This is a genomic window from Bradyrhizobium sp. UFLA01-814, assembly GCF_046718885.1.
Taxonomy (GTDB): domain Bacteria; phylum Pseudomonadota; class Alphaproteobacteria; order Rhizobiales; family Xanthobacteraceae; genus Bradyrhizobium; species Bradyrhizobium elkanii.
Map to the genome: position 1 here is coordinate 1 of NZ_JAQOSR010000078.1, position 12,689 is coordinate 12,689.

Annotated in this window: 13 protein-coding genes; 10 read left to right on the plus strand and 3 right to left on the minus strand. The window is 65.7% G+C overall.

Features of this window, described 5'->3' with window-relative positions; translation table 11 throughout:
- Positions 1-330 precede the first annotated feature (330 nt).
- From PMN64_RS23120 to hemC, 10 genes are all read left to right on the plus strand, one after another.
- Positions 331-1,551 (plus strand): ABC transporter substrate-binding protein, encoded by a 1,221-nt coding sequence (locus PMN64_RS23120; protein ID WP_411782309.1) that lies wholly within the window; start codon positions 331-333, stop codon positions 1,549-1,551.
- A 243-nt stretch (positions 1,552-1,794) separates the two neighbouring features.
- Complete coding sequence (locus PMN64_RS23125) at positions 1,795-2,220, plus strand: GFA family protein (RefSeq protein ID WP_411782310.1); 426 nt, start codon at positions 1,795-1,797, stop codon at positions 2,218-2,220.
- Positions 2,221-2,474: 254 nt separating this feature from the next.
- Entirely contained in the window at positions 2,475-3,227 is a 753-nt protein-coding gene (locus PMN64_RS23130) for a hypothetical protein (RefSeq protein WP_411782311.1), read from the plus strand.
- Between the two features lie 122 nt (positions 3,228-3,349).
- Positions 3,350-4,942, plus strand: a complete 1,593-nt coding sequence (locus PMN64_RS23135; protein ID WP_411782312.1) for an NAD(P)/FAD-dependent oxidoreductase — start codon at positions 3,350-3,352, stop codon at positions 4,940-4,942.
- A 2-nt stretch (positions 4,943-4,944) separates the two neighbouring features.
- On the plus strand, positions 4,945-5,349 hold the full coding sequence (locus tag PMN64_RS23140) for a c-type cytochrome (protein WP_411782313.1): 405 nt from the start codon (positions 4,945-4,947) through the stop codon (positions 5,347-5,349).
- A 23-nt stretch (positions 5,350-5,372) separates the two neighbouring features.
- The gene (locus PMN64_RS23145; protein WP_028339561.1) at positions 5,373-5,873 is read left to right on the plus strand and encodes a RidA family protein; all 501 of its coding nucleotides are present in this window, start codon (positions 5,373-5,375) and stop codon (positions 5,871-5,873) included.
- A 129-nt stretch (positions 5,874-6,002) separates the two neighbouring features.
- The gene (locus PMN64_RS23150; protein ID WP_411782314.1) at positions 6,003-7,421 is read left to right on the plus strand and encodes a M20/M25/M40 family metallo-hydrolase; all 1,419 of its coding nucleotides are present in this window, start codon (positions 6,003-6,005) and stop codon (positions 7,419-7,421) included.
- Positions 7,421-8,239: an aspartate dehydrogenase gene (locus PMN64_RS23155; RefSeq protein ID WP_411782315.1), complete on the plus strand. Its 819-nt coding sequence runs from the start codon at positions 7,421-7,423 to the stop codon at positions 8,237-8,239. The genes PMN64_RS23150 and PMN64_RS23155 overlap by 1 nt, the downstream gene beginning before the upstream one ends.
- Positions 8,239-8,859 carry a bifunctional nicotinamidase/pyrazinamidase gene (gene pncA / locus PMN64_RS23160; RefSeq protein WP_411782316.1) on the plus strand — a complete coding sequence of 207 codons (621 nt, stop codon included), beginning with the start codon at positions 8,239-8,241 and terminating at the stop codon, positions 8,857-8,859. The genes PMN64_RS23155 and pncA overlap by 1 nt, the downstream gene beginning before the upstream one ends.
- Before the next feature lie 65 nt (positions 8,860-8,924).
- Complete coding sequence (hemC, locus tag PMN64_RS23165) at positions 8,925-9,935, plus strand: hydroxymethylbilane synthase (RefSeq protein ID WP_051447764.1); 1,011 nt, start codon at positions 8,925-8,927, stop codon at positions 9,933-9,935.
- Positions 9,936-9,991: 56 nt separating this feature from the next.
- Here the strand turns inward: hemC and PMN64_RS23170 are convergent, their stop codons facing one another.
- From PMN64_RS23170 to PMN64_RS23180, 3 genes are read right to left on the minus strand one after another with little or no spacing between them, the layout of a single operon-like run.
- Positions 9,992-10,690: a DUF1045 domain-containing protein gene (locus PMN64_RS23170; protein ID WP_411782317.1), complete on the minus strand. Its 699-nt coding sequence runs from the start codon at positions 10,688-10,690 to the stop codon at positions 9,992-9,994.
- A 9-nt stretch (positions 10,691-10,699) separates the two neighbouring features.
- The gene (locus tag PMN64_RS23175) at positions 10,700-11,872 is read right to left on the minus strand and encodes an alpha-D-ribose 1-methylphosphonate 5-triphosphate diphosphatase (protein WP_411782318.1); all 1,173 of its coding nucleotides are present in this window, start codon (positions 11,870-11,872) and stop codon (positions 10,700-10,702) included.
- On the minus strand, positions 11,869-12,534 hold the full coding sequence (locus tag PMN64_RS23180; protein WP_411782319.1) for a chloramphenicol acetyltransferase: 666 nt from the start codon (positions 12,532-12,534) through the stop codon (positions 11,869-11,871). The genes PMN64_RS23175 and PMN64_RS23180 overlap by 4 nt, the downstream gene beginning before the upstream one ends.
- Positions 12,535-12,689: the final 155 nt, after the last annotated feature.

Consider the following 12,689-nt stretch of genomic DNA (forward strand, 5'->3'; position numbering starts at 1 on the left):
GTGGGGGTGTCACCGCGAATCCCATCTTGGTGAGAGCCCCCACCCGCCGCGCTAAGCGCGTCGGCCTCCCCCGCAAGCGGGAGAGGCTGAGCGAGCCTGCGGTCCAACTCTGCATCAACCAACAATTCATCGCGCTCTAGCGCACGCCGCGGCGAAATTTCGTCGCGGCATTCGCATGATCGGAAACGCGAGCGTGCCGGCGGTCCAGCTGCGTTCCTTCTCCCGGAATTTCTGAACGGAATCGCAGGGCGCCATGCCGGCGACGGGGTTGTCGGCGATCCCTGATTGCTTCAGGAGATCGTCCGAAACGTCGAAACCCCTGGGAACGAAATGTCCATCACGAAACGCTCGCATGTCCTGGTCGCAATTGCCGCCGCGTGTCTATCATTTGCGGCCAGCGCTGCCCGAGCGGAGGATGGCGTGCTGCGGGTCGGCATCATCACCGACATGAGCGGGCAATATTCCGACGGCAATGGCCCGGGATCGGTGATCGCGGCGCAAATGGCGGCGGAGGAAATCGGCGGCACGGTCGCCGGTCGCAAGATCGAGATCATTTCGGCGGATCACCAGAACAAGCCTGACGTGGCGACCGGCATCGTGCGCAACTGGATCGACAACAAGGGTGTCGATGTGGTCGCCGAAGGCGTCAATTCCGCGGTGGCACTCGCGATCCAGACGGTGACGCGCGAACGCAAGAAGCTGTTCCTGATCTCGGGCTCCGGTTCGTCTGACCTCACCGGCAAGCAATGCTCGCCGACCAGCGTGCAGTGGACCTATGACACCTATGCCTCCTCGAACGCGACGGCGAAGGCCGTGGTGGCCCGCGGCGGCACGCCCTGGTTTTTCCTCACGGCGGATTATGCGTTCGGCCAAGCGCTGGAGCGCGATGCGAGCAAGGCCGTGACATCGGCCGGCGGCAAGGTGCTCGGCGCGGTCCGCCACCCCTTCGACACCGCCGATTTCTCGTCCTTCCTGCTGCAGGCCCAGTCCTCCGGCGCCAAGATCCTGGCGCTTGCCAATGCGGGTTCCGACTTCCGCAACGCGGTGTCGCAGGCCGACGAGTTCAACATCCGCGCCAGCATGCAGGTCGTCGCACTACAGGTGACACTCACCGACGTGCCTGCGCTTGGCCTCGCGCATGCGCATGATCTGCTGTTCACCGATTCCTTCTATTGGGATCGCACGCCGGAGACGCGCGTGTTCGCCCAGGAGTTCTTCAAGCGTCATGGCGCGATGCCGACCGCCTACCAGGCCGGCGTCAACTCGGCGCTCCGGCACTATTTCAAGGCGGTCGCCGCCACCAACTCGGTCGATTCGGAAACCGTGATCGCGCAGATGCGCAAGACCCCGGTCAATGATTTCTTTGCCCAGAATGGCCTCGTGCGCGAGGACGGCCGGATGGTGCATGACATGTATCTGATGCGCATCAAGAAGCCGGAGGAGTCCAAGAGCAAATGGGACCTCTACGAGTATCTCGCGACGGTGCCGGGCGACCAGGCCTTCCGTCCGCTCGATGAAGGCGGCTGCCCCTACGTCGCCAAATCCCACTAGCCGCGTCAGAAATTTGCGTCGAGCCTTCGCGTGAGTTTTTCTCCTATCATGCGCGAGTTTTGATCGGTTGTCCGGCGCCGATCCTGACGATACGTTCGTGTTGAGGTCGGTCTGGGTCGGCAGATCATGCTCCTGCGCAGTTTCGAGCGAACTGCGGCGTGCGGCGCGTTGACCTCGCTGAGACCTTCTCGTCCGCCCTGCAAGGCCGGGCGCAGAAGCGATCTGGACAGGAGACGCGGCAACATGACGGGCGACACGGGTGTTCGGGCCGGCCAGTGCCATTGCGGCGCGGTGCGTTTCGAGGCGACGCTCAGCGACGGCTTCAATTCGATCCGCCGCTGCACCTGCTCTTACTGCCGGATGCGAGGTGCCGTCGTCGCCATGGCGGAGATGGGCGGGATCAAGGTCCTGCACGGCGAGGATGCGTTAACGAGCTACCGCTTCCATACCGGATCGGTGCAGCACTTCTTCTGTTCGCGCTGCGGAATCTACACCCATCATCAACGACGATCCAACCAGAACCTGTATGCCGTCAATGTGGCCTGCCTGGACGGCGTAAGCCCGTTCGATTTCCCCGAGGTGCCTGTGATGGATGGCGTTAATCATACGAACGACACCGGCAAGCCGACGCGCCGGGCAGGCACACTCCGCTTCATCCCGGCCGACTAACGATCGCTGTCGGCCGACGACCGCCCGGTTAGTCGCGGGACGACGGTGAGATCGTGCAACACGTTCGGTGTCGTCCCTGCGAAAGCAGGGACCCATAACCACCGATGCTGATTATTGCGCGTCGCTGGAACAACGAGTCCCCTTAACAACCTCGGCCGCGGAGTATGGGTCCCTGCTTTCGCAGGGACGACAGCTGTGGTGAAATCAAGCGGGACGTCATCGCGACGGCCCCATCACCGTGTTCACGAGGCACCATGACCAACACCATCGAGGCTTCCGACGGCGGCTACCGCTTCATGCCCGGCGTCAGTCAGTATTCCTGCGGCATCGGTGCGCTGCCTGGCTTTGCCATCGAGCGCGTCAGGTTCTCTGAACCGGTGCCGCTGGGCGCGGGTTTTGCAAGGATCGCGGATATCATCGGGGCCTCAGGCCGTCCGCTGACGGCGTTCGGCGCCTGCGAGCTGCGCTCCCCGGCGCCGTTCACCGAGGACGGCTTCAGGGCCTTCAACGAGATCTACATCAAGACGCTGGTGGCCTGGGGCGTGATGCGGGACGGCGTCAATCCGGTGGCGCGTAGCAATGTCTGTCCGAAGCTCGATCCGCCCGGCGAGCCGAGCTTCCACGCCTTCTGCTACACGGTGCCGGCCGCCAAGGACGAACCAACCAGCTTCGTCGTCGCCGGCAGCGGCGAGTCGGTCGAGGGCAAGGCCAATTACCGCGATCATACCGTAGCTCTCGGCGACACCAGCCCGGCCGGCCTCCTGGCGAAGGCGAAATTCGTGGCCGACGAGATGGAACGCCGGATGAGCGCCTTCGGCGGCCGTTGGCAGGACACCACCGCGGTGCAGCTCTACACCGTGCACGACGTCTATCCGGTGCTGGAAAGCGAGCTCGGCCGCCGCGGCGTGCTTCGCAACGGCTTGACCTGGCATTTCGACCGGCCGCCGGTGGTTGGCCTCGACTTCGAAATGGATTGCCGGCGCGTGCATCGCGAACGCGTGGTGTGATGTCGGTCGCGTGATGCATCAAAAGCGCGTGTGGGTGCATGTGGAAGCGTGCGCCCTTTCTTGACACGGATCGCGTCAACCGTTTCCCTTCGCCATCGACGTCAGCGGCTGGGTGAGCGCGGGTGCAGAACGAATCTGTGATCAGGCGGCGGGATCTGCTGGCGCTGATTGGCACCATTGCCGGCAGTTCGGCGATGTATCACGCGATGACGAGCCTCGGCTTCGCGTCCGAATCCGCCTACAAGGGGCCGCTGAAGCTCGCGGGCGACGTGAAGGGCGCCTCGGTGCTGATTCTCGGCGCGGGGCTTGCCGGGATGACGGCGGCTCTGGAGCTGCGCAAGGCCGGCTACAAGGTCCAGATCCTCGAATTCAACAACCGCGCCGGCGGCCGCAACTGGTCGATCCGCGGCGGCGACAGTTTTGTCGAGCTCGGCGGCTTCAGGCAGACCAGCCAGTTCGAGCAGGGGCTCTATCTCAATCCCGGCCCTTGGCGGATTCCCTATCATCACCGTGCGCTGCTCGACTACTGCCGCCGGCTCAATGTGACGCTGGAACCCTTCATCCAGCTCAACCACAACGCCTATCTGCACGCGACGCGTGCATTCGGCGGCAAGCCGCAGCGCTTTCGCAGCATCAAGGCGGATTTCCAGGGCGGCGTCTCGGAGCTGCTCGCAAAGATCACCCAGCAGGGCCGGCTCGACGAGACCATCGGCAAGGAAGATCAGGAGATCCTGCTGCAGTCGCTGCGCGACTGGGGCGCGCTGGATCGCGACTACAAGTACAATGCCAACCTCGTGTCGGCCGAGTTCCGCGGTTATGCGCGCGATCCCGGCGGCGGCTTGATGGGCGATCCGCTGCCCAGCGACCCGATCTCGCTGCAGGAGCTGCTGCGGTCGCGGATGTGGCGCTATCTGCAGACCTTTGCGCGCTACGATTTCCAGACCACCATGTTCCAGCCGGTCGGCGGCATGGACATGATCGGCAAGGCGTTCGCGCGCGAGGTCGGCGATCTCATCCGCTATGGCGCCAAGGTGACGCAGATCCAGCAGAACGGCTCCGGCGTCACCGTCAGCTATGTCGACACCGCCAGTCCATCCACGGTGCAGCAGGCGACCGCCGACTGGTGCATCTGCACCATCCCGTTGCCGATCCTGAGCCAGTTGCCGGTCGATGTCAGCGCCCCGATGAAGAGTGCGATCGACTCCGTGCCCTATGCCGCCTCGGTGAAGATCGGCCTGCAGTTCAAGCGGCGGTTCTGGGAGGAGGATGACGCGATCTATGGCGGCATCAGCTACACCGACCTGCCGATCCGGCAGATCGCCTATCCGAACTATGGCTTCAACCGCGGCGGCCGCGGCATCCTGCTCGGCGCCTACATGTATGGCGGTGCGAATTCCTTCGAGTTCACCGCGATGACGCCGGCCGAGCGGGTCGCCAGCGCGGTCGAGTTCGGCGCCGCAATCCATCCGCAGTACAGAAACGAATTCGAGAACGGCGTCGCGGTGGCCTGGCATCGCGTGCCGTTCACGCTGGGTTGCGCCGGCGAATGGACCGAGGCCACCCGCGCGCAGCATTACCGCAATCTCTGCCAGATCGACGGCCGTATCGTGCTGGCGGGCGAGCACGCCTCGCAGCTGCCGGCCTGGCAGGAGGGCGCCATCCTGTCCGCGCTCGACGTCATCTCCCGGCTGCACGAACGCGTGGTGAAGACATGATGATGCGGACCGCAACATCCGCCATCGCTGCACTGGTGCTGCTGTCGGCGACGGCAGCCCTTGGGCAGGACAGTGGCGCGGGCAAGCGCACCTTCTCTTCGGGCTACCGCTTCGTCGAGATGACCGGCGAGGAGCTGTTCGCCAATGTGTGCCAGGGCTGCCACATGCCGGATGCGACGGGCGCGAGCGGGGCGGGCAGCTACCCGTCGCTGGCCGGCAACAAGAATCTCGAGGCCGGCAGCTATCCGGTCTTCCTGGTCATCAATGGCCGCCGCGGCATGCCGGCGTTCGGCGACATGATGACCGATGGTCAGATCGCCGCCGTTGTGAATTATCTGCGGACGCACTTCAGCAACAACTATGAGGACGCGGTGACGACCAAGGATGTCCAGGACGCCCGCCGCTGACAAGAACACTCGGGGAGAGTTTGATGAAATTCATCGGTATCGCACTGGGCGCCGCGTTGTCGGCGATGGCGACCGCTGCCTCGGCTGACGTGGTCAGGCATCCGATTCCCAATTCGACATTCCCGATCGCGCAGGCCGTGACCGTCACCGGCAACACCACGACCGTCTATGTCAGCGGCCAGGTGCCGCCGGCGATCAACAAGGACGCCGATCCGTCGAGCCCGCAGGCCTACGGCGATACCAGGACGCAGACCGTCGGCGTGCTCAACCGCATCAAGGCCATTCTGGAAGGCCAGGGCCTTGGCATGGGCGACGTCGTCAAGATGCAGGTGTTCCTGGTGCACAACGCGTCCGCGCCGATGGACTTCAAGGCCTTCATGGAGGGCTACACCCAGTTCTTCGGCGGCAGCCAGCCGAACCTGCCGGCGCGCTCGGTGGTCGGCGTCGCGGCGCTCGCCAATCCCGGATTCCTGGTCGAGATCGAGGTGATCGCGGCCAAGGACACCAACAAGGATTCGAAATAAGGACTGCAAATAGCGTGCGCGAAACTGCGGAGCATGCGCGCGGAAATTGAAGGGCTCGCCGTCTTGCCAAAGCGCGTGTCGCCTGTCTGAATTCGCTCCAATCAGGTGGCGGAATTCTGGGAGAGCATGATGTCGCACAAGGCCCGAAACACGGTTCGATCGCTGCGGCTCGCGGCGGCGTTTGGACCGGCGCTGCTCGCAACCGGCGCCGCGGCGCAGGGGCTGACCGAGCAGCAGCAATTCGCCCGCGGCATCTACCAGGAGCTGGTCGAGATCAACACGACCACCGCGACCGGGGATACCCAGAAGGCGGCGGAGGCGATGGGTGCGCGGCTCCGCGCGGCGGGTTTCCCCGAGGCCGACGTGCACGTGTTCTCGCCGGCGCCGCACAAGGGCAATCTGGTGGCGCGGCTGCACGGCTCCGGCGCGCGCAAGCCGATCCTCCTGGTCGCCCATATCGACGTCGTCCCCGCCAACCGCGAGGACTGGTCGGTCGATCCGTTCAAGCTCACCGAGCAGGACGGCTATTTCTACGGCCGCGGTTCCAGCGACGACAAATACATGGCATCCGCCTTCATCACCAATCTGATCCGCTACAAGAAGGAGGGCTACAAGCCCGACCGCGACATCATCGTGGCGCTCGAGACCGACGAGGAAATCCTCGATGCCAACGGTCTCGGCATGCAGTGGCTGATCAAGAACCACCGCGACCTGATCGATGCCGAGTTCGCGCTCAATGAAGGCGGCGGTGTCGGTCTCAAGAATGGCAAGGCGATCCGCAACAGCGTGCAGACCAGCGAGAAGGTCTCGATCGGCTACCAGCTCACGGTGAAGGATCGCGGCGGCCACTCGTCGCTACCGCGCAAGGACAATGCGATCTATCACCTCGCCGAAGGCCTCGTGCGGCTCTCCAAATTCGACTTCCCGATGAATCTCAACGAGACCACGCGGATCTATTTCACCAAGACCGCCGAGGTCGACACGTCGCATGCCGACGACATCAGGGCAATCCTGGCGCCGCAGCCCGATCCGGCGGCGCTGGCGCGCTTGTCGGAGAATCCGGGCTATAATGCGCAGCTCCGCACCACCTGCGTCGCGACCATGCTGGAGGGCGGCCACGCCATCAACGCGCTGCCGCAGCTGGCGACCGCCAAGGTGAACTGCCGGATCCTGCCCGGCGAGCCGGTCGAGGGCGTGCAGGCGACGATCGAGCGCGTGCTCGCCGACAAGGAGATCGCGGTGGCCCCGACCGGCAAGGCCGTGCTGAGCCCGCCGTCGCCCCTCAACGAGGAGATCATGGGTTCGATCGAGAAGCTGTCGAAGGAGTTCTGGCCGGATGCGTCGATCGTTCCGGTCATGAGCACCGGCGCGACCGACGGCAGCTATCTGCGTAACGCGGGGATTCCGACCTATGGTCACTCCGGGCTGGCCGCCGATGTCGACGACAACCGTATCCATGGCAAGGACGAGCGCGTGCTCGTCAAGTCGTTCTACGAGGGCGAAGAGTATCTCTATCGCCTGGTCAAGATGCTCGCCGGCGGGAAATGATGGCTGACAGCAAGGCAAAGACACGGGTTGCGGTCGCCGGCCTCGGCGCGATCGGCACCGACGTCGTCAAGGCGCTCGATCAGGGCATCGAGGGCCTGACGCTGGTTGCGGTGTCGGCGAACAACCCGGACAAGCACCGCGGCTGGGTGGCGGAGCTCAAGTCGGCGCCGAAGCTGGTGCCGATCGAGCAGCTGGCCGAGGTCGCCGACATCGTGGTCGAGTGCGCGCCGAGCAGGGTGGTCCGTTCGATCGTGGCGCCGGTGGTCGAGCGCGGCAAGGCCGCTGTCGTGCTGAGCGTCGGCGCGCTGCTGCAGAACGAGGACCTCGTCGATCTTGCGAGAGCCCATGGCGGCCAGATCATCGTGCCGACCGGCGCGCTGATCGGGCTCGATGCCGTGACCGCCGCGGCGATCGGAACCATTCATTCGGCGAAGCTGGTGACGCGCAAGCCGGTTGCGGGCCTCGTCGGCGCGCCGCACCTCGTCGAAAACAACATCCGGATCGAGGGGATCACCGAGCCGCTGCGCATCTTCGAGGGCAGTGCGCGCGACGCCGCAAAGGGCTTTCCGGCCAACCTCAACGTCGCGGTGGCGCTGTCGCTGGCCGGCATCGGCCCCGACCGCACAAGGGTCGAAATCTGGGCGGATCCGACCGTAACCCGCAACACCCACCGGATCGAGGTCGATTCCGATTCCGCGCGGTTCTCGATGATGATCGAGAACATTCCCTCGGAGAACCCGAAGACCGGCCGCATCACCGCGCTGTCGGTCATCGCCTGCCTGCGCAAGCTGCGCGCGTCGTTGCGGATTGGCACCTGATGAAGATTGCGCCCGACGATCTGTTGCTGGTCATCGACGTGCAGAACGATTTCTGCCCCGGCGGCGCGCTGGCGGTCGCGGAGGGCGATGCCGTGGTGCCTGTCGTCAACCGGCTCGCCGGGCGGTTCGACCATGTCGTGCTGACCCAGGACTGGCATCCGGCGGGCCACAGCTCGTTTGCGACCTCGCATCCGGGCGCGGCGCCGTTCTCCGAGATCGCCATGCCGTATGGGCCGCAGACGCTGTGGCCGGATCATTGCATCCAGGGCAGCGCGGGCGCGGCGTTTCATCCCAACCTTGCGACCGAGCGGGCCGAACTCGTGATCCGCAAGGGATTCCGGGCAGCGATCGATTCCTACTCGGCGTTCTTCGAGAACGACCGCAAGACGCCGACCGGGCTCGCCGGCTATCTGCGCGAGCGCGGCCTCAGGCGCGTCGTGATGGCGGGGCTCGCCACGGACTATTGCGTGCAGTATTCGGCGCTCGATGCGCGCCGGCTCGGTTTCGATACCATTGTCGTGCTGGCAGGCTGCCGCGCCATCGATCTCGGCGGTTCGCTTGCCGTCGCCACCGCGGCGATGCGCGAGGCCGGGGTGGAGCTTGTTGAGGAGCTCGTCTGAGCGTGGCCGAAGAGGGGCAAAAACCGTTGTTTTGACTGGCTTTTTGTTCTAATCCCCAGCCGTTGATGATCACGCGCAGCGGAGCTTTCGTGTCGGGACAGGTTTTGCGGATAGGGACGCGCAAGAGCGCGATGGCGCTCGCGCAGACGGATGAGGTCGCGCGCCTGCTGCGCGCTTCGGCGCCGGACCTTGCCGTCGACATCGTCAAGTTCGAGACCCGCGGCGACCAGGACCAGACCAGCAAGCTGTTGCGCCATGGCGGCAAGGGCGGCGCCTTCGTCGCCGAGATCCGCGAAGCCATGCGCGCCGGCACCTTGCAGGCGGCGATGCATTCGCTGAAGGACGTGCCGGGCAACGAGGAGACGCCGGGTCTCGTCATCGCCGCGATGCTGGCGCGCGATGCCGCCAATGACAGCCTCGTGCTGCGTCCCGGCCTGTCGCTCGAGACCCTCCGCGCCGCGCGCGGCAAGGGCTTCATGATCGGCACCAATGCAGTCCGCCGCGCCGCCTATCTGCGCCGGCTGTTTCCGGAAGCGACGGTGATCCATTATCGCGGCGCCGCTGATACGCGGGTGGCCAAGCTTGATCGCGGCGACAAGCAGCGGCTGCCCGGTGGCGGCGAAGTGGGGCCGGCGGACGCGCTGGTGATGGCGCGCTCGGGTCTGGAGCGCATCGGCATGACCGCGCGCATCGCGCATGATTTCTCGGTCGGCGAGATGCTGCCGGCGGTCGGCCAGGGCATTGTCGCGGTGGAATGCGTCGAGACCGACTGGGCAACGCGCGCGCGGCTTGCCGGGATCGACAACGCGCCGTCCCGGCTCGCTGCCGAGGCCGAGCGCGAGGTGCTGTGGGTGCTCAACGGTCATTGCAATTCGCCGATCGCCGGCCACGCCACGCTCGCGGGTAGCGAGATGACGCTGCGCGCCTCGGTGCTCGACGAGGCCGGTGCCGGCTTCATCGAGGTGACGCGGCGCGGGCCCGCGGATCGTCCGCGCGAACTCGGCCGCGCCGTGGGCATGGAGCTGCTCGAGAAGGGCGCCGCCGAAATCATCGCCCGCACCCGGATCGACGAATAGCGATATCTATCCCACGTCGTCCCGGCTTTCGCCGGGACGACACCGGTGCGTGGGGCCTAATCCCGATCCGCCCGCAGCGGCCAGCTGCCGATGATGCGGAACCGCGATGCGCTGTCGGCTTGCTTGAACAGCGCGATGCGGTCGATTGCGAGCCGCGTGAGGTCGACCGCCGCGAACCGTGTGCGCAGCTGCGCCACGATCGGGCCGCGCCGCTCGTCGCTCAGCCGCCCCGTCAGCGTCATGTGGAAGCGGAACTCCTCCATGACATAGGGATAGCCCCAGCGGTCGAGATAGTCGCACTGCCGCGCGGTGAGCCGCTCGGGCTTGCGCCGCGCGCGATCCGCGGCTGTCAGCGGGGTACGGAACGCGTCGAATTCGGTGACGCAGTCGGCGGCAAGCTGTTGCAGATCATCCGAGCGGCCGGCTGGGATGACCGCGATGAACCCGCTGATCGCGTCGATCACCGGTTCGATTACCGGAATGCGCCGCGCGCGGCCGGCGAAGGCGGCACAGGCATCGAGAAGCTCGGCCTCGCTCCGACCGTCGGCGAGCGCGGTGGGCGCTTTCAGCGTGGCGTGGAATCCATACTTGCGCGGATCTTCGGTGATCTCGCGCCAGTCCGGCGTGACGCCTTCGGGAAACGGCAGGTCGTCGCCCGACACCGCATCGTAACCGAGCAGTGTCGAACCGAAGCGGTGCAGGACGCTGTCGGGTGACGGCGCATAATAGATCGCGTAGCGCGGAGTGCTGGCCATGGGACTGGGCTACGCCGCCGCAACCGTCTTGCGCGGCGCGAGCGAATGAACGAGGCAGCTCGCGTCCGCCAGATGCACCAGCCGTCCGGCTGAGATCACGGCGACGATGCGCGGCCGCAACGGCGCCTTGTCGTCGACGACGATGATGTCGGCACGGCGGCCCGCGGCGAGCACGCCGCGGTCGGCGAGCCCTGCCGCGCGCGCCGGTGCCGACGAGATCAGGTCCCAGGCTTTGGCGAGCGGCAGGATGCCGTCGGCGGCGAGGCGGAACGCCGCGAGCAGCGGCGCCGGATAATAGTAGTCCGACGCCAGCACCGAGCAGAGGCCCTGTGCAATCATGTCGGATGCCTTGGTCCAGCCGGTGTGGCTGCCGCCGCGCACCACATTGGGCGCGCCGAACACGATGAAGTCGCCCGCGCCGGCGGCATCGCGCGCGGTCTCCTCATTGACGGGGAATTCGGCGATCGTGGCGCCCAGCGCGCGAAACTCCTGGCGCATCGCTGGGCTGTTGTCGTCGTGTGAGAGCATACGGATATCGGCCGCGCGCGCAGCGGCTGCCAGTCGCGCGATCGAGGCGGGCACTTCGGAACGGCGCGCCACGACCCGGTCGAGCATGTCGTTGACGGCTTCGACGGAGAGCCCGGTGCGTTCGGCCAGCTGGTTGCGCTTCTTCGGCTTGACGTTGCTGTGGTCGTTGAAGGTGAACAGATCGATGCGGCCTTCACTGAGCCATTGAATGATCTCGGCCTCGGCCTCGAGATTGTGGGTCTCGTGACGCAGGTGGAAGCGGGTGTCGGCGGCGAGCTGCGGCCGCAGCGCCTCGATCGCGTCGAGCAGCTTGCGCGCATTCTCCGCGCTGCGCAGGCCGGGCTCCCACGACCAGGTCGTGCCATGGAACACGGTGGTGATGCCGTTGGCGATCGCCTGCCGGTCGCTGTCAACAAGCGCCACGTCGGTCGGGAAGTCGACGCTTGGGCGCGGCATCATCTGCCGCTCGAACGCATCGCCGTGCAGGTCGATGATGCCGGGCAGCACCAGGAGGCCACTGGCATCGATGTGAAGCGCGGCGCGACCCTGCTCGGCGTCGAGCGCGCCGATGTCGCGGCCCGTGGTCCGCAGCGAGGTCTCGACCAGGGCGCCGTCAACCAGCGTGCGCCCGCCCTCGATGAAGATGTCCGTCACGATGCGGCGCTCCGTTGTTTGGCTTGTGATTGGGATACGGCCTCGGCCTCATGCTTGTCGAGGAATTCCTCGACCGCGAGCTTGCGAAAGTCGGGCAGGACACGCCGAAGTGTTTCGTGATCCCAGTCCCACCATGCGAGCGCGGCGAGGCGGTCGGCGATCGTCTCGGAGAAGCGCCGCTTCACCGGCCGCGCCGGATTACCGGCGACGATGGTGTAGGCGGGGACGTCCTTGGTCACGATCGCGCCGGCGGCAATGACGGCGCCGGTTCCGATGTTCCGTCCTGGTAGCAGGATCGCACCATGCCCGATCCAGACGTCATGGCCGATATGCACGTGATGCGCACGTCGCCAGTTGAAGAAGTCGGTGTCGTCGCTCTCCCCGGGAAAATACGCGCTGGCGCGATAGGTGAAATGTGCCTGCGTCGCGCGATGCATCGGGTGGTTGCCGGGGTTGATGCGGGTCATCGCCGCGATCGAGCAGAACTTGCCGATCGAGGTGTAGGTGATCTGGCTGTCGTTCACGACGTAGGAATAGTCATCCATGCTCACTTCAAGCAGGATCGTGCGCGCGCCGACCTCGGTATATTTGCCGAGCTTGCTCTCACGGACCGACGCAGTCGGGTCGACGGTCGGCACAACCGAGAGTGTTTTTCCGGCCATCAGGGCCTCCGCAAATGTTCAAGAATCTTTGGCTTCCGGGGATGTGTGCTCGTCATCGGGACGCTTGATGACAACATCATGACGTTGCGATGACGGCAAGGGAGCGACAAGGGAGGGGTGTGGACGATCGCCGCACCGCAGCGCTGTCGTCACAT